Origin of the sequence: Sporosarcina ureae, assembly GCF_029267015.1 — a bacterium.
In the GTDB taxonomy this organism is placed as follows: Bacteria; Bacillota; Bacilli; order Bacillales_A; family Planococcaceae; genus Sporosarcina; species Sporosarcina ureae_D.
Map to the genome: position 1 here is coordinate 29,120 of NZ_JARIEA010000003.1, position 19,213 is coordinate 48,332.

17 protein-coding genes are annotated in these 19,213 nt (G+C 41.1%); all 17 read right to left on the minus strand.

Translation table 11 applies throughout. From position 1 onward, the window contains the following. Positions 1-83: 83 nt before the first annotated feature. Positions 84-1,022: a riboflavin biosynthesis protein RibF gene (ribF, locus tag Q7P97_RS00525; protein ID WP_303964994.1), complete on the minus strand. Its 939-nt coding sequence runs from the start codon at positions 1,020-1,022 to the stop codon at positions 84-86. 12 nt (positions 1,023-1,034) lie between these two features. Beyond that, complete coding sequence (gene truB, locus Q7P97_RS00530) at positions 1,035-1,946, minus strand: tRNA pseudouridine(55) synthase TruB (protein ID WP_303964997.1); 912 nt, start codon at positions 1,944-1,946, stop codon at positions 1,035-1,037. A 97-nt stretch (positions 1,947-2,043) separates the two neighbouring features. Beyond that, positions 2,044-2,394: a 30S ribosome-binding factor RbfA gene (gene rbfA, locus Q7P97_RS00535; protein WP_029053165.1), complete on the minus strand. Its 351-nt coding sequence runs from the start codon at positions 2,392-2,394 to the stop codon at positions 2,044-2,046. Positions 2,395-2,416: 22 nt separating this feature from the next. Next, positions 2,417-2,695, minus strand: coding sequence for a DUF503 domain-containing protein (locus Q7P97_RS00540; protein ID WP_085428680.1), 279 nt, complete (start codon positions 2,693-2,695; stop codon positions 2,417-2,419). After that, entirely contained in the window at positions 2,692-4,977 is a 2,286-nt protein-coding gene (infB, locus tag Q7P97_RS00545; protein ID WP_303965004.1) for a translation initiation factor IF-2, read from the minus strand. The genes Q7P97_RS00540 and infB overlap by 4 nt, the downstream gene beginning before the upstream one ends. Beyond that, positions 4,955-5,305, minus strand: a complete 351-nt coding sequence (locus tag Q7P97_RS00550) for a YlxQ family RNA-binding protein (RefSeq protein ID WP_303965007.1) — start codon at positions 5,303-5,305, stop codon at positions 4,955-4,957. Before Q7P97_RS00550 ends, infB begins: the two co-directional genes overlap by 23 nt. Next, entirely contained in the window at positions 5,302-5,580 is a 279-nt protein-coding gene (gene rnpM, locus Q7P97_RS00555) for an RNase P modulator RnpM (protein WP_085429111.1), read from the minus strand. The genes Q7P97_RS00550 and rnpM overlap by 4 nt, the downstream gene beginning before the upstream one ends. 21 nt (positions 5,581-5,601) lie before the next feature. Beyond that, the gene (gene nusA / locus Q7P97_RS00560; RefSeq protein WP_303965013.1) at positions 5,602-6,795 is read right to left on the minus strand and encodes a transcription termination factor NusA; all 1,194 of its coding nucleotides are present in this window, start codon (positions 6,793-6,795) and stop codon (positions 5,602-5,604) included. 206 nt (positions 6,796-7,001) lie between these two features. After that, positions 7,002-7,472, minus strand: coding sequence for a ribosome maturation factor RimP (rimP, locus tag Q7P97_RS00565; RefSeq protein ID WP_303965016.1), 471 nt, complete (start codon positions 7,470-7,472; stop codon positions 7,002-7,004). Positions 7,473-7,613: 141 nt separating this feature from the next. Then, entirely contained in the window at positions 7,614-11,921 is a 4,308-nt protein-coding gene (locus Q7P97_RS00570; protein ID WP_483315713.1) for a PolC-type DNA polymerase III, read from the minus strand. A 64-nt stretch (positions 11,922-11,985) separates the two neighbouring features. Beyond that, the gene (locus Q7P97_RS00575) at positions 11,986-13,680 is read right to left on the minus strand and encodes a proline--tRNA ligase (RefSeq protein ID WP_303965093.1); all 1,695 of its coding nucleotides are present in this window, start codon (positions 13,678-13,680) and stop codon (positions 11,986-11,988) included. Between the two features lie 18 nt (positions 13,681-13,698). Continuing rightward, positions 13,699-14,958 carry an RIP metalloprotease RseP gene (rseP, locus tag Q7P97_RS00580; protein ID WP_303965018.1) on the minus strand — a complete coding sequence of 420 codons (1,260 nt, stop codon included), beginning with the start codon at positions 14,956-14,958 and terminating at the stop codon, positions 13,699-13,701. A gap of 36 nt (positions 14,959-14,994) precedes the next feature. Further along, a complete protein-coding gene (gene dxr, locus Q7P97_RS00585; RefSeq protein WP_303965021.1) occupies positions 14,995-16,149 on the minus strand; it encodes a 1-deoxy-D-xylulose-5-phosphate reductoisomerase in 1,155 nt (384 codons plus the stop codon). A 19-nt stretch (positions 16,150-16,168) separates the two neighbouring features. Continuing rightward, positions 16,169-16,963: a phosphatidate cytidylyltransferase gene (locus tag Q7P97_RS00590; protein ID WP_303965024.1), complete on the minus strand. Its 795-nt coding sequence runs from the start codon at positions 16,961-16,963 to the stop codon at positions 16,169-16,171. After that, positions 16,960-17,751 (minus strand): undecaprenyl pyrophosphate synthase, encoded by a 792-nt coding sequence (gene uppS, locus Q7P97_RS00595; protein WP_303965027.1) that lies wholly within the window; start codon positions 17,749-17,751, stop codon positions 16,960-16,962. The genes Q7P97_RS00590 and uppS overlap by 4 nt, the downstream gene beginning before the upstream one ends. A gap of 132 nt (positions 17,752-17,883) precedes the next feature. After that, positions 17,884-18,441, minus strand: a complete 558-nt coding sequence (gene frr / locus Q7P97_RS00600; RefSeq protein ID WP_303965030.1) for a ribosome recycling factor — start codon at positions 18,439-18,441, stop codon at positions 17,884-17,886. Continuing rightward, positions 18,438-19,166, minus strand: coding sequence for a UMP kinase (pyrH, locus tag Q7P97_RS00605; protein ID WP_085428669.1), 729 nt, complete (start codon positions 19,164-19,166; stop codon positions 18,438-18,440). The genes frr and pyrH overlap by 4 nt, the downstream gene beginning before the upstream one ends. Positions 19,167-19,213: the final 47 nt, after the last annotated feature.

The following is a 19,213-nucleotide window of genomic DNA, read 5'->3' on the forward strand; positions in this document are numbered from 1 at the left end:
GGTGACTCGTGTTGCCAAGAAGAGGTTCGTGTATTGAACACTATTGTATCATATCACGGCATTATGTCAGTTGCAACAACCAACTAGTCGGTTAATAAGTCCTTTGCCGTTTGTTTATCTTTGCCAATTTGTGTTTTCAATGCATCAAGCGAATCGAATTTTTGTTCTGAACGTATGCGGTATAGCCATTCAATCGCTATTTGCTTTCCGTAAAGATCCATGTTCACATCAAGCAAATGTACTTCAGCCGTAGGAATACGATGTTTAGGATCATGAAATGTCGGCTTCACGCCCATATTACAAACTCCGCGATACCAGGTATCTCCGATTAGACAACGCACGGCGTATACCCCATTGGCGGGAACGATATGTTCTTCAACTGTTTGAATATTAGCTGTAGGAAACCCTAATTGACGCCCTCTTTTTTCACCATGTATCACTTCACCGAATGTTCGGAATGGCCGCCCAAGAAGCACTGCTGCGGCCTCTACATCACCATTAGATAACAACTGTCGGATTTCAGTCGATGAGACTTTACATTCCTCATTAAATGTTACTTTGGAAATGACAGTTGTGCCGTATTTCCCTTCTGACAGCTCATGCATATCTTTCATCGTCCCTAAACCTTTCGAACCGAACGTGAAATCAAATCCTGCCGTCACATGCTTAACATTGAGTCCTTTAATAAAGATATCTATAAATTTTTGCGGTGAAAGACTAGCTAGTTCCCAGTCAAAGCTAACGATGAATAACGCATTCACTCCGAGTGACTCGAGTACTCGGATTTTTTCTTCAGCTGGTGTAATATAGCCAATATTTTTACCCGAAAAGAGTTGCGACGGATGAGGATCAAATGTCATGACAGCCGTTTCTATCGCTAATTTATCTGCAACTTTTTTTGCACTACGGATAACTTCCTGATGTCCTTTATGTACACCGTCGAAAAATCCAATAGCTAAAGAATAAGCATGTTGTTGTTCTATGTCTACTTGATCCGGATATCGTAATCTGTAGATTTCCATTTCTATCTCTCCTTACTCACTAGCCAGTAGCATTTTTTCTGGTTTCATTAAACCGGGCTTTGTTGGGTGGTTTTGATAGATCGCCAATACGCGACCCTCGAACATCATCATGATGGAAGGGTGATCGTTGAGCAATGGTACTGTTGGAAGCACTTGACCATTTCGTATGGATTCTACTAAAGATTCTTCCAATTCCAGATGTGGAAATTCAGTCAACACGTCTTCGATAGGACGCAAGATAGTCTGCACTTGTTCTTGATCCATTATCTGCGCTACTTCAGCCAATGTTTTACAATGGGATTCGTTAAAATTACCAGAAACCGTGCGGACTAAAGAATGCATATGTGCTGGATATCCGAGAAGTTCACCAATTTGCACTGCTAGCGTTCGAATATAAGTTCCTTTCCCACATCGTACTCTAATGGAAAATGTCACTTCTTCACCAGCAAACGATTGTTTATCATCTAATAAATCGATTTGATCAATCTGCACTTTACGAATCGGTCTTTCTACTTCGATGCCTTTACGCGCGTATTCATACAGTCGTCTGCCGTTTACTTTTACCGCTGAGTACATAGGAGGAATTTGTGTAATTTCCCCTGTCAATTGCTCTAATGCTTCAATAATTTGCTTTTTCGAGAATTCCTTATGTGTCAAATCACTAGCGATCGTCTCACCTTGCGCATCCTCAGTTTCTGTTGAGCGGCCTATCGACACAGTAGCAATATATTCTTTTCCCGCATCAGTAATATAAGAAGCCACTTTTGTAGCTCTTCCTATGCAGATGGGCAAAACGCCTTCTACTTCAGGATCCAACGTACCAGTATGACCTACTTTTTTCGTCTTAAGTATTTTTCGAAGTTTAAAGACACAGTCATGCGATGTCATGCCCTTCTCTTTCCATAAAGGCAAAATCCCGTTCATCCTATCCCTTCTTCCTAAATTCATTTAGAAATACTTGCTCTATGTAAGAAGAGAGGAAGCCATACCGCGTAAGCGACTATGAACTTCCTCCTCATGTTTATTGTTCGTTTTCATCATTTACTTTGCGGATTAAGCTTTCAATCCGGTTACCGTAAGCAACTGACTCATCGATTTCAAATTCGATTTCAGGTGTTTTACGTAAACGAATTCTCTGACCAATTTCTGATCGTATGAAACCCTTCGCTTTAGACAGCCCAAGTAACGAATCTTCCTTTTCTTTATCTGTCCCTAAAACAGAAATGAAAATCTTCGCTTGTTGTAAGTCTCCAGTAACATCTACACCCGTAACAGTTACAAAACCGATCCGTGGATCTTTAAGTTTTTGGCCGATAATATCGCCCAACTCTTTTTTCATTTGTTCAGCTATACGATTAGCACGCACTGACATGGCAATTCACCTCGTTCTTCGCTCATAAGTAGTCAACTGTACACGCGGTCATTTCCCAATCAGGATTGGATTCAAACAGACGAATCGCACGTCTTACTTCCCGTTCTGCAGCATCTTTCGAAGATGCAACAGCAACTAAAGCAAACGTGGTACGTTGCCATAAATCCTGATGATCAATTTCTGCAACAGATACATTATAGGAATTTTTCACCCGATCTCTCATCCGGTTCAGCACTGATCGTTTATCTTTTAACGAAGCCGCTGACGGGATGTAGAAAGAACATTCCGCGTAAACAATCATACTCGCTTGATTTCTTCCATAATGTACGCTTCGATGATATCTCCTTCTTTGACATCATTGAATTTCTTAATAGTAATTCCGCATTCATAGCCTTTCGCGACTTCTTTTGCATCATCTTTGAAACGCTTCAATGTATCAAGTTCGCCTTCAAAGACTACAATATTATCGCGCAACACACGAACGCCAGCATCACGAGAGATCTTACCATCGATTACATAGCTTCCTGCAATCGTACCGATCTTCGATACTTTAAATGTTTCACGAACTTCCGCCTGACCAATTACCTTTTCTTCATACTCAGGATCAAGTAATCCAGTCATAGCAGATTCAATTTCTTCGATTACTTTATAGATGACACGGTGTAGACGGATGTCTACGCCTTCTGCTTCAGCAGCGCGTTTTGCATTGGTATCAGGTCGGACGTTAAACCCGATAACGATTGCGTTGGACGCAGCAGCCAATGAAATATCGGACTCATTGATAGCACCCGCACCAGTGTGGATGATTTTAACGTTAACGCCTTCTACTTCGATCTTCATTAGAGAAGCCGCCATTGCCTCAACCGCACCTTGTACATCTGCTTTAACAATCAAGTTCAATTCTTTCATTTCACCTTGTTTCATTTGGTCAAATAAATTATCAAGTGTCACACGAGTTTTTTCTACGCGTTGTTCTTGAAGAGCTTCTCCGGCACGTGTTTCCCCGATTTGGCGAGCAGTCTTTTCATCTTTAAATACGACGAAACGATCTCCTGCAAACGGAACATCACTCAATCCAGTAATTTCTACGGGTGTGGACGGACCCGCTTCTTTCACGCGACGTCCAAGGTCACTGACCATTGCACGCACACGACCATACGTATTTCCGACAACGATTGGATCCCCTACATGTAATGTACCATTTTGCACTAGCAATGTAGCCACTGAACCTTTGCCTTTGTCGAGTTGCGCTTCGATTACAGTTCCTCTAGCTCTAATAGATGTATCTGCAGTAAATTCTCCTACTTCTGCAACTAGTAAAACCATTTCAAGTAACTGCTCAATTCCTTCTCCTTTTAGTGCGGAAATCGGAACGAAAATGGTGTCGCCGCCCCAAACTTCCGCGACTAAACCGTGTTCAGTCAATTCTTGCATGACGCGGTCTGGATTTGCTGATGGTTTATCCATTTTATTAACTGCTACAATGATTGGAACTTCAGCAGCTTTCGCGTGATTGATCGCTTCAATCGTTTGCGGCATTACACCGTCATCCGCTGCAACAACTAAGATTGTCAAGTCTGTAACTTTTGCCCCACGTGCTCTCATTGTTGTGAACGCTTCGTGACCTGGCGTATCTAAAAATGTGATTTTCTTGCCATTAGCTGTAATTTGGTACGCACCAATATGCTGCGTAATTCCACCCGCTTCACCTTGAGTTACTTTTGTGTCACGAATCGAGTCAAGCAATGTTGTTTTACCATGGTCTACGTGACCCATGATAGTGACGACTGGTGGTCGCTCTGTCAGCTCGCCTGCTACTTCTTCTTCCTCTTCAGGATCTTCGAAGTAGATCTCCAAGTCTGTTACGTCAATACGGATCTCTTCTTCTACCTCAACCTCGTATTCCGCACAAATCAACTCAATTGCATCTTTATCTAATTCTTGGTTAATGGTAGCCATTACACCAAGCATGAACAACTTTTTAATGATCTCGGAAGGCTCTTTACCTAACTTTTTAGCTAGCTCGCCAACTGACAAAGATTCATAAAATGTGATTTTATCTGGTAAAGGTATTTCAACCTTTTGTGCAGGTACTGCCGGACGATATCTACGGCGTCCTTGGTTGATTCCGCGTGCTGGTGGTCTTCCACCGCGACCGCCGCCTGGACGTCCGCCTCCACCAGCTGGACGTGGTCCGCCGCCTTGTGCTTGACGAGGTGGCGGAGTGTTACCCGTTTTTGGAGCTGATGTAGATTGTCCTTGTGGACGTGTTGAAGATGGTCGGTTCGATCCACCTTGGTTACTAGCCTGACGGTTAGTACCTTGTGTTGAAGCTGGTTTGTTTGTATTGCTTGGACGATCTGTTCTCTGGTTCGCTGGCTTGCTCACCGGCTTAACTGTAGTAGTTTTTACTTCAGGCTTTTTCAAGTCTCCGAACTTTTCGTCTAATTTTGCAATTGAAACTGGATCTAGTTCTTCCATATGGCTCTTAATCACAATATCACTCTTAAGTAATTCTTCAGCAAGATCCCTACTTGTTTTTCCTATTGATCTGGCATATTCATGTACTTTCATTTTCGTCATTAGCCCACCCCCGGTTATAATCGTTGAGTAGCTCGGATAACTTTTTTGCGAATCCTTTATCTGTTAGTGCCAAGACAACTCGGGCTTCTTTTCCAATTGCATGCCCCAGTTCTTCACGACTTCCAAATACATGCTTCTCAACGTTGTACGTATTACATTTATTCGTTAGTTTTTTCATGGTATTCTTTGATGCATCGCCTGATAGGATGACCAGATGTGCTTCACTTGAACGGACCGCCTGTACGACTAAATCTTCACCCGTTGCAATTTTACGTGCGCGGGCAGCCATACCTAGTAGTTGATAAATTTTTGTCGGATCTTTTGTCATTTGATTGCCTCTCGCCGAATTGCATGTAAGAGGTCATCGTAGACTTGTTCCGGTACTTTAACTCCCAATTGATGTTCAAATGAGTGTTGCTTACGTGCTTTCTCCACGGCATCCTCCGTTTTAGAAACATATGTACCGCGGCCTGACTTCTTTCCTGTCAAATCTACGGATACTTCTCCTTCTTTCGTACGGACAATTCGTATCATTTCTTTTTTAGGTAACATGTCACCAGTCGCTGCACATTTACGCAAAGGGATTTTCCGATTGTTCGACATCAGCATGCAATCCTTTCCAAATCAATCTTCTTTGTCTTCATCTGCGTATAAATCGAAGTCTTCAGCTGTTTCAACAGGTGTTTCTTCTTCATACTCGTATGTTTCCAAGAACTCATCTGTTTCGACTTCAGGTTCCTCTACTAGAACCGCAAGAGATTCTTCACGAGGATAGATCCCTAATTCTCTAGCGTCAGTTTCGCTTTTGATGTCGATTTTCCAGCCTGTTAATTTAGCAGCCAACCTAGCATTTTGCCCTCTTTTTCCGATAGCTAATGAAAGTTGGTAATCCGGCACGACTACTGTTGTCGAGCGTTCTTCTTCATTTACTTGTACATCAATTACTTTAGAAGGGCTTAGAGCATTTGCAACGAAGACTACAGGGTCTTCTGACCACTCTACGATGTCCACTTTTTCGCCATTTAATTCATTGGAAATAGATTGTACGCGCGCCCCTCTTGAACCTACACAAGAACCGACTGGATCTACTTCTTCATTCGTTGTGTAAACAGAGATTTTCGAACGATCACCGGCTTCGCGTGCAATCGATTTGATTTCCACTGTTCCATCATAGATTTCAGGTACTTCAAGTTCGAATAAGCGACGTAACAGCCCTGGGTGTGTTCTAGAAACAAACACCTGCGGTCCACGTGCTGTTCTTTCGACTTTTGTAATATACACTTTAATACGATCGTGTGGAGCATAGGTTTCTGTTTGGATTTGTTCGCTTGTTGGCAATACAGCCTCCACTTTTCCTAATCCAACGAATAAGTTTTTCGGATCCATACGCTCTACGATTCCGTTTACGATATCTTCTTCACGATCGATATACTCTTCATAAATCAACCCGCGTTCTGCTTCACGTACACGTTGTGTTACAACTTGTTTAGCGGTTTGCGCAGCAATACGGCCAAAGTCACGTGGTGTAACTTCTTCTTCGACGACATCTGTTAGTTCATAGACTGGATTGATCATTTGTGCATCTTCCAATGAAATTTGCAAACGATCGTCTTCCACTTCTTCTACTACGTCTTTTCTTGAATAAACAGCCATTGTGCCTTTATTTAAGTTCAAATCAACACGGACGTTTTGCGCCTGGTTGAAATTTCGTTTATACGCTGTTACAAGCGCTGCTTCAATCGCATCAACTATTACTTCTCTTGAAATACCTTTTTGCTGTTCAAGAGCTGTCAATGCCTCGAGTAGCTCACTACTCATGTTCATCACTCCTACATTCCGATTGTCGTTACTCATGGTGATTTAGTCGCTAGCACAGGGCTAGACGGTGCTTTGCGCTTTTGTTTACATCTAGCTCCAAGCACCAGCCTCTCGGGTCGTTTCGAAATGCCCAAAAAGGCAAAAAGCGCCTTTGTGGGCATTCCTCCAACGCCTGTCGAGGCTAGACGGTGCTTTGCGCTTTTGTTTTAAAAGTCAATCGCCAGTCGCGCTAAAGCAATTTTTGTTTTATCGATTTCTACTAGTACTTTTCTTGTCTTGATCCGTATTTCCACTTTTGCATGGTCTGGTCCGTATCCGAGTAAGTAGCCCTCGAATTCTTTCATTCCATCAATCGGTTCATAAGTTTTGATGAACACATATTGGCCTACGGCTTTTTCAAAATCTTCATCTTTTTTCAATGGTCTTTCCGCTCCGGGAGAAGACACTTCAAGGAAGTAATTTTGCGTAATCGGGTCCACACGGTCCAGTTCCTCGCTTAGCTTATTACTAACAGCCGCACATTGATCTATGTCAATGTTACCTTCCGGCGTATCGATGTAGACGCGTAGAAACCAATCGCTACCTTCTTTTAAGAACTCAACATCAACCAGCTCAAGACCCAATTCTTGAACGATCGGTCTTGCCAACTGTTCGACTTCTTCTGTAATTTTACTCAAATGGTATCCCTCCCGAAATTCAAAATAACAACAGAAAAGAGCGGGGAGCCCCACTCTTTTCCGCAAGACGTATAGCAAAAGTTGTTTTAATCGTATCACATGGCCTTTTACAATGCAACTGAAGCAACCGCCACGAGCCCATTAGAATAGGGATAATTGGTTCGCTTCTGGCATTCCTTCCATACAGCCGAGATTATCTAGATACTCAACAACCGTTTTAGACACACGGCCTCTCTTCTGAAAATCTTCTTTAGATAAAAACTCGCCATCTTTTCTTGCTTCGACAATCGTCTTCGCAACGTTCGTTCCGAGTGACGGAATCGAGTTAAATGGTGGAATTAATTTATTACCATCAATAATAAACTGCGTTGCATCTGATTTATAGAGGTCGGGTTTAGCAAACGTAAATCCTCGCTCGACCATTTCAAGTGCAACCTCTAAAACAACTACTAAGTTCTTTTCTTTTGGAGGTGCATCCAATCCCTTAGCATTGATCTCTTTAATCATCGCTCGAATACTTGCTGAACCTTTACACATCGTCACTAAATCGAAGTCAGTCGCACGAACGGTAAAGTATGTAGCATAGTACATGATGGGATGATGGACTTTAAACCAAGCGATTCGAAGCGCCATTAAAACATATGCAGCTGCGTGAGCTTTCGGGAACATATACTTGATCTTCTTACATGAGCCGATATACCAAGCAGGCACTTTATTTTCTTTCATCGCTTCTTCGAATTCAGGTGTCAGTCCTTTACCTTTTCGAACTGACTCCATGATTTTAAATGCAAGTGAAGGTTCTAGACCCTGATAAATCAAATACACCATAATATCATCACGACAACCAATTACCTCTGATAGTTGACATGTTTTGTTTTGAATTAATTCCTGAGCGTTACCCAGCCAAACATCGGTGCCGTGTGACAAGCCCGATATCTGGATCAACTCAGAGAACGTAGACGGTTTTGTTTCTTCTAACATTTGACGTACAAACCGAGTACCAAATTCCGGCACACCAAGCGTCCCAGTTTTACAATCAATTTGTTCTTCTGTGACACCAAGTGAAGACGTGCCGCTAAATAATTCCATAACACCTTTATCGTCTGGCGGTATGGTTAACGCATCGATACCAGACAAGTCTTCTAGCATTTTGATCATCGTCGGATCATCATGTCCTAAAATATCTAATTTCAATAAATTATTATCGATAGAGTGGAAATCAAAATGCGTCGTTTTCCAGCTGGATTCAAGATCGTTAGCTGGGAATTGAATGGGTGTAAAATCAAAGATGTCCATTGTATCCGGTACAACAATTATACCACCCGGGTGCTGGCCTGTATTTCGTTTAACACCTGTACAACCTTGCACAAGCCGATCGATTTCAGCGCCGCGCATTTGGATATCATTATCATTCATATACCCTCGAACATATCCATAAGCAGTTTTTTCAGCTACTGTCCCAATTGTCCCTGCACGAAATACATAATCTTCACCGAATAATTCTTTAGTATAGTTATGTGCATGTGATTGATACTCACCACTAAAGTTCAAGTCGATATCTGGAACCTTATCGCCGGCAAAGCCAAGGAATGTTTCGAATGGTATATCTTGACCATCCTTTTTAAACATTGTCTGGCAACTCGGACATTCCTTATCAGGTAAGTCATAACCTGAACTAACTGAACCGTCGTCGAAGAACTCATATGTCTTACACGATGGGCACACATAATGCGGCGGCAAGGGATTTACTTCTGTTATTTCCATCATCGTTGCAACAAATGAAGAACCTACTGACCCACGCGAACCAACTAAGTAGCCGTCATCCAAGGACTTTTTGACAAGCTTATGTGAAATAAGATAAATAACAGAAAAACCATTGTCAATAATAGAAGTCAATTCTTTTATGATACGGGCTTCAACAATTTCAGGTAATGTTTCTCCATATATTTGATGTGCCATAGAGTAAGTTAAATCCCGCACTTCGTCTTCCGCACCATCTATTTTAGGAGTATATAAGTCATCTTTGATTGGTTTGACGTCACCTACACGCTCCATTATTTTCACCGGATTATCAACCACGATTTCTTTCGCTACATCTTCACCTAAAAACTCAAACTCCTTCAACATTTCATCTGTTGTACGGAAATGAACCTCAGGTAAAGAGTGACGATTTAACGGATTCGCCCCACCCTGCGAACGGACAAGTACTTGGCGATAGGTTGCATCAGTTTCATCCAAATAATGAACATTTCCCGTAGCACAAACGGGCAAACCTGTTTTCTTGCCAAGCTTAATCATCTTACGCATGATATCTTCAAGGTTCCACTCATCGCGAATCAAATCGAGTTCAAGTAAATGAGAGTAGACTGGCTTTGGGTGAATTTCTAGGTAATCGTAGAAACTTGCGATTTCCTCTACCTCTTCCATTGGTTTTTGCATTAAACCTTCAAATACTTCACCTTTATCACAGCCCGAACCAACTATTATGCCTTTTCGATACTTTACTAGCAACGAACGAGGTATACGTGGCACCCGATAGAAGAAGTCCATATGCGATATAGATACAAGCTTGAATAGATTTTTTAACCCTTCATTGTCTGTTGCAAGCAACGTGCAGTGTGAAGGTCTTGACCGCTTATAGGCATCACCTTCACCGATATTTTTATTAAGATCATCTAACCACTCGATGCCTTTTTCCTGTGCATCGGACAATAAACGTAAAAATAGGTGTGCTGTAGCTTCTGTATCATATATAGCACGGTGATGTTGTGTGAGTTCGATATCGAATTTTTTAGCTAACGTATTTAGACGATGATTTCGCAGTTCTGGATATAAGAATCGCGACAGCTCCAATGTATCGATAACAGGATAAGCGACAGTTTCAATCTTCGCGCGCTTACATGAAGCATAAAAGAAGCCCATATCGAATGAAGCGTTATGGGCAATCAACACACTATCGCCTATAAAGTCTATAAACTCTGCCATGACATCTTCAACTTCGGGTGCATTTTCAACCATGTCATCTGTAATACCTGTCAAATTGGTAGTGATGGAAGACAGCGGATGATGCGGATTGGCAAAACGTTCAAAACGATCAATGATTTCCCCATCTTTCACTCGTACAGCCGCCAGTTCAATGATTGTGTCGTAGACTGCTGACAAACCTGTAGTCTCAACGTCGAATACGACATACGTATCTGTTTCAAGCAAACGGTGTTGTTCTTCATAAACGATTGGCACACCGTCATCGACCAAGTTGATTTCTAAACCAAACAACACTTTTATACCATGCTTTTTACCTGCATTATACGCGTCAGGATATGATTGTACGTTCGCATGGTCGGTAATGGCAATTGCGGGATGTCCCCACTTGGCTGCTTGAGCAACTAAAGCTGAAGCTGAGACGACTGCATCCATTTGACTCATGGAAGTATGTGCATGTAATTCCACTCGCTTCTGCCCATCAGGCGCCTTATCTTTCCGTTCAATTGTTGGAATAACCGCAATGTCCTGCGCCATCATGATTAAGTCTCTAACGAATGTATCATTCTGTATACCGCCACGCGCACGAACCCACATACCTTTTTTGAAAGACTTCATGATTTCAGCGTCCTCATTATCTCGCGAAAACATTTTAACTAAAATCGAATCGGTGTAATCTGTTACTTTCAGTGTCAATAAAGAACGACCACTTCTTAATTCACGTACTTCTGCATCAAATACAAAGCCTTCTATAATCAAACGTCTTTCTTCATCTTGGATTTCATGGATTGGAACGATTGGCTCGTTAGCTTTGATCGGTGTACCAAGAGCAAGTACTCTATCAGAATCACCCTGTTCACTTTTCATCGATTCACGTTGTTGCAACTGATGATAGGCTTGCTTGGATAATACATCCTCTTCTTGTTTCTTTTGAGTGAGGAATTGCTGGCGTTCTTCTTCTGCATTATGGTTTTCAACTATTGAAACATCGAACATATACTTCGGAAAACCGAATTGTTGATACAGGATTGATATGGTTTCGATATATTTATTTTTTAACGTTTGACACTCCAAGTCACTGGAACAATTAAGCAATAACTTTTCACCATGCATCTTAGGTGTTTGTCCCACTAAACATTGACGCATAGGGGGAGATATATCTGCTAATTCATCAATTATAATTGGCCAATAATCTATAATTAATTGTTCGTTTACTTCGTTGTTTCTTGCTTCCATTTCAAGATGCACATTCGCTATCGCAGCAAACGATTCATGAACACGTTGTTGCATAAACTGAAAAACATCGATCGGCAACACTTTATCCAATGTAATGTTGAATTTCCACACTCTTGATTTCTTCTGTACGGTGACACGATTCAACTCACCATTTTGAAAATAGTTCATTAACTGGTCATCTGTTAGACCTGTCTGTTGGAGCAATGTTAAAAACTTTTGAGCGGCATCCACTATATATTCCTCCGTTCTATCGCGAAAAGAAGGGAAGTTCCGTTAACGGACTCCCCTTCTTGGATTAATCTGCACTAAAGAAGGACTGTAGTTTTTCCAATACTTCTTCTTTTTGCCATTCTATTGACTCTCCACTGTGGCGATACATAACTTCCACAATACCTTCATCTGCTCTTTTACCAATTATAATGCGAACCGGCAAACCAATCAAGTCAGCGTCAGCGAATTTCACACCCGCTCTTTCGGCACGATCGTCATATAATACATCGTATCGATACGACTCTAGCACAGCATATAATTCATCGGCTAGATGTACTTGCACTTCATCTTTAACATTCATAGCAATTAAATGTATATCAAACGGCGCTAAATGTTTTGGCCATTTCAAACCATTTTCATCATTAAACTGCTCAGCAATTGTTGCCAGTAAACGTGAAATCCCCATACTATAACTTCCCATAATGAATGGCTTTGTTCGACCGTGTTCATTAAGGAAAGTTCCTTTCATCTGCTCACTGTAAACAGTACCCAGTTTACGAATGTGCCCGACACCAATACCTTCAGTAAATTTAATAGTACCCATTCCGTCCGGCGATGCATCTCCTTCTTGAATAAAACGAAGATCCACGTAATCGTCTATGGCGAAATCGCGTTCTGGGTTTACGTTCAATAAATGATAGTCGTCAATATTTGCTCCTGCTACTACGTTAACCATTGCATTAACCGCATGATCTGCATATACCCTTACACCAATAGGCAGTTTCACAGGACCAATTGAGCCAATATGACAGCCTAGTAATTCTTCGATCTGTAGTTCAGTTGCCAGTTCTATATGGCTTACATTTAAAAAACGCTTTAATTTATGTTCATTAATGCTATGATCACCACGACATATTACCATAACAAAATCTTCATCTACTTTATACACCAATGACTTGATGATGCGCTCAGGGTCAATCGATAAAAATGAAGCGAGGTCCTCAATTGTTTGTTGGTTTGGCGTGGAGATTTTTGACATTTCCAATTGTTTTTCAGCTGGTGTCTCATACTCCGTATTCACTTCAGCAAACTCCATATTCGCAGCGTAGGAGGAGCTATCACTATACGCAATCCGGTCTTCTCCATTTTCCGCTAACGCTATGAACTCATGAGATCCTGCACCCCCATCCGACATGACCATGCGGAAATGCATGCCAAGACGGGTTAACATATTGGTATAGGCTTGCATGACTTCCAAATACTTTTCATCCAAACTTTCTTGTGTGGCATGAAATGAATAAGCATCTTTCCTTATGAATTCCCTACTATGAAGTAAACCTGCACGAGGTTTTACTTCATCCCGGAATTTCGTTTTGATTTGAAAAATGGTTAGCGGCAACTTCTTATATGATCGAACTTCGTCGCGCAACAAGTCAATGATTGCTTCTTCATCACTTGAGCTCAGCGTTAATTGATTAGTTTGTCTGTCAGCGACATGGAACATTTCCTTACCGTATGAGTCCCAACGCTCGGTTTCTTTTAAGATACTAGAGCTTTGCAATGCAGGCAAAGAGATTTCTATTCCTTCGATAGCTTCCATTTCTTGACGGATAATCGTCGCGATCTTTCTAAACACTTTTTGTGCAAGAGTTAAATACGTGTACACACCATTGGCATTCTGTCGGATATAACCTGCTCGCAACAATAACTGATGCGAACGCATCTCTATATCTGCTGGATTTTCACGCATTGTGGGTATAAACGTTTTCGATTGTTTCATCATATACTCCCACCTTCTTTAGAAGAAAAATCGTTGGATGTCATTCCATGTCACAACAAGCATCAAAACCATTAATAGCATGATCCCTACAAAATGCACCATACCTTCTTTTTGTTTATCAATTGGTTTACCTCGTAAGCCTTCAAACAGGAAGAATAATAATCTACCGCCGTCTAATGCAGGCAATGGCAGTAAATTCATGATTCCTAGATTGATACTCAGCACAGCGCCCCAATTCATCAAGTTGAAAATACCATGTTGGGCCACTTCTTCTGTCGCTTTATAAATCCCGACAGGACCAGATAGCGCGTCTATTGTGAACTGGCCTGTAACGAGCATACCTAATAATTCAAAGATCTTCACAGTCCATGTGTACGTCTGTTCCGCACCGAACACAATGGATTTGATAATTCCTTTTTCCAATGGACTTGAATACATAACGCCAATTTGACCGAATTCCTGTCCTGCATCTTCCACTGTATCAGGTACTACATCTAAAACAATTTGTTTACCCGCACGTTCCACTTCTATAGACATAGGGACTCCGGCACTATTTTGAATTGCTTCAGAAAACTTTGGCCAAGAATCAATTGACTTACCGTCTACTCCAGTGATTAAATCATCTTTTTTCATTCCAGCCATTTCTGCCGGTGTATCCGGCTTCACTTCTGAGATTATGGGTTCATTGGTTGGTACACCGTTCATTAAACCCAGAGCTAAGAATATGAAAAATGCTAGAATAAAGTTGAATAGAGGTCCTGCAAATATTGCCAACGCCCGGCTACCCAATGACTTAGACTCGAATTGACGATCATAAGGAGCAATTAATGTTTCTTGACCCTTTTCGATAATCATTGCCGTTCTGGCAATTTTTAGATGAACCAGTTGGCCATCTTCGTCATATCCTTCAATATATAGTTCTCTATCTAAATCCGACTTTTCTACTTCTACGTTTAAAATATTCGGATTAGAAACATTTCGATTCAAATAAATCTTTTCTATCTCGTCTTGTGCATTCAATAATAGACCTACGCGATAACCTGGCTGCAATTCGACTGTATCGAAATCTTCACCAGCCATGCGTACATATCCACCTAAAGGCAACAAGCGTATCGTATATTGCGTTTCACCTTTGCGGATCGCTAAAATTTTAGGTCCCATTCCGATAGCGAACTCTCGAACCATGATGCCAGCTCTCTTAGCAAACAAGAAATGACCAAACTCATGAAATGCTACAAGTGTCCCGAATATTACTATAAACGCAATAACCGTTTCCATTCAGTAACCACCTTCACCGGCTGTGACAGCCTGAAATTAATCTTGATACTTAACTATACCATAGACTTTTTTTCGCGTATTGCGATCTGTCTCTAAAATCTCTTCCAAATCAGGATTTTGAATAGTTTGGTGCTGATCCATCATTTTTTCAATAATATCTTCAATTTGCATGAACGAAATATGTCCTTCCATAAACAGTTGAACCGCCACTTCATTGGCCGCGTTCATCGCTGTAGGCATAGTGCCTCCTTCTCTACCTGCATCATATGCAAGAGACAAGGCTTTAAATCGTTCATAATCCATTTTTTGAAAGTGTAATTTCCCAATTTCATCAAGACGAAGACGTTTGGCATCAGACATCCGAATACGGTCCGGATATGTAAGTGCATATTGAATTGGAACGCGCATATCAGGAGAACCCAGTTGTGCCATAACGCTTGTATCTTCAAACTCCACCATAGAGTGGATAATACTTTCTTTATGTAGTAAACATTCAATCTGATCATAAGGCATCGCAAATAAATGATGTGCCTCAATCACCTCAAGCCCTTTGTTCATCATGGTTGCCGAATCGATCGTCAACTTATTACCCATTGACCAGTTAGGATGCGCAAGCGCTTGTTCCACTGTGACGTGTTGAAGTTGATCCCGAGTATAATCTCTAAAGCTCCCACCAGAGGCCGTTAAAATCAAATTGGTGATTCGCTTCGGATTTTCTCCATTCAGCGATTGGAATAAAGCAGAGTGTTCACTATCCACCGGGACAAGCGGAACGTTATGGTGCTTGGCTGCTTCTACAACTAAGTCACCCGCCGCCACTAATGTTTCTTTATTAGCGATAGCAATTGTCATACCTGCTTTAATTGCAGCAAGCGTCGGTCTAAGTCCTACACTACCGATAACGGAGTTCAGCAAGACATCGGCTTCCATCCCAACCGCTGCTTCAATAAGTCCTTCATCACCATGAACGAATTGAACTTCAGGAAACTCGTTTTGTAAGCGTACTGCGTCTGCTTCTTCCAATACAGAAACTAATTTGGGATGAAACTGTGCAATGATTTCACTTACCTTTTGAATATTTCTTCCTGCCGACATCGCTGTTAATTCAAAGCGATCAGTATGAGCTGCAATAATGCTTAATGTTTGAGTACCGATAGAACCAGTAGCACCAAGCAAATTGATTTTCTTCATATTATGAACTTCCTTTCCATTATCCTATGAATTGAACAAAATGAAGCAATGGGAGTACAAACAGTAAGCTGTCAAATCTGTCCATAATACCACCATGTCCAGGCAACAACTTTCCTGAATCTTTTACGTTATAGAAACGTTTGAGTGCAGATTCAACTAAGTCTCCCATTTGACCTACAATCGATGCCACTATTGTAATAATAATGAATGATACATACGATGTAGAGATAGGATAGAACATATTATAAATCAAAGTAATTACTACCGCACAAATAATACCTCCAACAAATCCTTCAATGGTTTTGTTAGGTGATATTTCAGGCCAAAGTTTTCGTTTCCCTATTTTCCGACCAACAAAATATGCACCAGAATCTGTTGACCAAATAATAAGTAACGCATAGCCTATGTATTCTAAACCAAATAAACGTGTTTCAATTAAATAGTAAAAACCGATGCCGACGTATAATGCGCCAATCGCACTAAATGCAATGTCCTCAAATGTCCACTTGTTTTTCATGACTACAGTATAGACCAATAATAATAATATCAGTACATAGATCATTTCAAGTTTCCCTAACCGCAGAAAACCTTCTACCTGCTCCGTCCATCTAGAAGGAAGTAAAATGACGAGTAAAAGTAACCAAGAGATAAATCCTCCTATTGAAAAAATGGACATATTCCGCATACGTAGTAGTTCATATAAACCAATCGTAGATATTGCAAAGATCATAATAATAAACGGTAATCCACCAATGATAATCAAAGGTACGAAAAATGCGAGTGCTACAATGGCTGTGATGATTCTTTGCTTCATCTTTTCTGATCTCCTTCCAAGCTTCCAAAGCGCCGATCTCTATTTTGGAAATCTTCTATTGCTTGTAAAAAGCATTCTTCATCGTAATCAGGCCATAGTACATCGGTGAAAATGAATTCTGCATAAGCTAATTGCCACAGCATGAAATTGGATAATCGCACTTCACCGCTTGTGCGAATCAATAGATCTGGTTCGGGTAAGTGTGCAGTCATCAGCTTGGATTCAATTGAATCTTCATTAATTTCATCCACTCTTAATGTCCCAGCAGCCACTTCTTCTGCCAATTCTTTCATAGCATGAACTAGTTCGACTCTGCTTCCATAATTCATCGCAAAGTTCAATACTAAGCCTTTGTTTTCTTTCGTTTGCTCTATTGCTTTCTTAATTGCTTTTTCTGTATGACTTGGAAGTGCATCCATATTACCTATCATTTCCACCTTGATGCCCTTTTCCATTAATTCGGGTAAATACGTATTAAGGAATTCGCCAGGAAGATTCATCAAAAAGTCAATTTCGATTTTCGGTCGTTTCCAATTTTCGGTCGAAAATGCGTAAAGAGTGAGGGCCTTCACACCCATGGCATTTGCGAAATTGGTGATTTGACGAACTGTTTTCATTCCTTCATGGTGGCCGGCAATTCGCGGCATTTTACGTTGCTTCGCCCATCTTCCGTTTCCATCCATGATAATTGCCACATGGTTAGGAATCTGTCTATTTTTAACAGCGTCAATCCGTTCATCCAGCAACTGAATATCTGCCGTTTTTTTTCGCATTAGTTTTCTAAGCATAGCGTTCCCCCACTTGGCTCTATTCGGATACTCCTACTGACTATCCTACCAAATTGCATAGTAAATAGCATGCAAAAGAAAGAAAAGAGCGTCCTAAAAGTAGGACGCTCCTCCTTATAGAAAGTTCTGTACTCAAATTTCCAAGATTTCGTTTTCTTTATCTTTTGCTGTTTGATCAATCTTTTCGATAAATTCATCTGTCATCTTTTGTACTTGTTCAGTAAAACGGCGCAAATCATCTTCAGTGATTTCTGCATCTTTTTCAAGCTTTTTCAAATCTTCATTGCTGTCGCGACGAACATTACGAATCGCTACTTTTGCATCTTCCGCTTCGCGCTTAACATCTTTAACTAAATCTTTACGGCGTTCTTCTGTAAGTGCAGGTACCGCTAGACGAATTACTGAACCATCGTTGGATGGCGTAATACCGATATCCGATTTCATGATCGCTTTTTCGATTTCACCGATTGTTGTTTTATCATACGGTTGAACTACTAGCAATCGTGGCTCAGGAACAGAAATTCCCGCCATTTGATTTAATGGTGTAGGTGCACCATAATAAATCACTGAAATTCTGTCTAACAGGCTCGCGTTAGCTCTTCCAGCACGGATAGATGCCAATTGTCTTGAAAAGGCGCTATGTGCTTTATCCATACGTTCTCTCGTCTGATCCATTATTTCTTTAGTCATTGCTTGTTCCTCCTAACGACTGTCCCGATTTTATCACCGAGTACAGCTTTTTTGATGTTGCCATTTTCCATGATTGAGAATACTACAAGTGGGATATCGTTGTCCATACATAGTGTAGAAGCAGTCGAATCCATGACTTCAAGACCTTGACTAATGACTTCAAGATAAGAAAGTTCCAAGTATTTCGTAGCTGATGAGTCTTTCATTGGATCGGCTGTATACACCCCGTCCACATTGTTCTTCGCCATTAAAATAACATCCGCTTCGATTTCAGCAGCACGTAATGCAGCTGTTGTATCTGTGGAGAAATAAGGGTTACCTGTTCCGGCTGCAAATATTACGACACGTTTTTTCTCTAGATGACGGATTGCTTTTCGGCGTATGTAGGGTTCAGCTACTTGTCTCATGTCAATAGATGACATAACCCGTGTTTCTGGTCCTAACTTTTCAAGAGCGTCTTGAAGTGCAAGAGAGTTCATGACCGTTGCAAGCATTCCCATATAGTCAGCTGTCGTACGGTCCATTCCCATTTCGCTTCCGACTTTCCCGCGCCAAATGTTTCCGCCGCCTACTACTACTGCTACTTCTACACCAAGCTCTACTACTTCTTTAACTTGGTTTGCGACCGATTTCACAACTTCCGGAGATAGTCCGTAACCTTGCTCACCAGCTAATGCTTCACCACTTAATTTTAACACGATACGCTTATATTTTGGAATACTCATGTTGGCCTCCTGCAATTTCTTATTCTCAAAAAAGAGGAACACATAAT

Coding starts and splice junctions, on each gene's coding strand:
- nusA (WP_303965013.1), bottom strand. CDS start 6,795: ATGAGTAGTGAGCTACTCGAGGCATTGACAGCTCTTGAACAGCAAAAA.
- infB (WP_303965004.1), bottom strand. CDS start 4,977: ATGACGAAAATGAAAGTACATGAATATGCCAGATCAATAGGAAAAACA.
- truB (WP_303964997.1), bottom strand. CDS start 1,946: ATGAACGGGATTTTGCCTTTATGGAAAGAGAAGGGCATGACATCGCAT.
- rnpM (WP_085429111.1), bottom strand. CDS start 5,580: ATGTCGAACAATCGGAAAATCCCTTTGCGTAAATGTGCAGCGACTGGT.
- ribF (WP_303964994.1), bottom strand. CDS start 1,022: ATGGAAATCTACAGATTACGATATCCGGATCAAGTAGACATAGAACAA.
- Q7P97_RS00550 (WP_303965007.1), bottom strand. CDS start 5,305: ATGACAAAAGATCCGACAAAAATTTATCAACTACTAGGTATGGCTGCC.
- Q7P97_RS00590 (WP_303965024.1), bottom strand. CDS start 16,963: ATGAAGCAAAGAATCATCACAGCCATTGTAGCACTCGCATTTTTCGTA.
- Q7P97_RS00575 (WP_303965093.1), bottom strand. CDS start 13,680: ATGAAACAATCGAAAACGTTTATACCCACAATGCGTGAAAATCCAGCA.
- Q7P97_RS00540 (WP_085428680.1), bottom strand. CDS start 2,695: ATGATTGTTTACGCGGAATGTTCTTTCTACATCCCGTCAGCGGCTTCG.
- rseP (WP_303965018.1), bottom strand. CDS start 14,958: ATGGAAACGGTTATTGCGTTTATAGTAATATTCGGGACACTTGTAGCA.
- frr (WP_303965030.1), bottom strand. CDS start 18,441: ATGACTAAAGAAATAATGGATCAGACGAGAGAACGTATGGATAAAGCA.
- pyrH (WP_085428669.1), bottom strand. CDS start 19,166: ATGAGTATTCCAAAATATAAGCGTATCGTGTTAAAATTAAGTGGTGAA.
- uppS (WP_303965027.1), bottom strand. CDS start 17,751: ATGCTTAGAAAACTAATGCGAAAAAAAACGGCAGATATTCAGTTGCTG.
- dxr (WP_303965021.1), bottom strand. CDS start 16,149: ATGAAGAAAATCAATTTGCTTGGTGCTACTGGTTCTATCGGTACTCAA.
- rbfA (WP_029053165.1), bottom strand. CDS start 2,394: ATGTCAGTGCGTGCTAATCGTATAGCTGAACAAATGAAAAAAGAGTTG.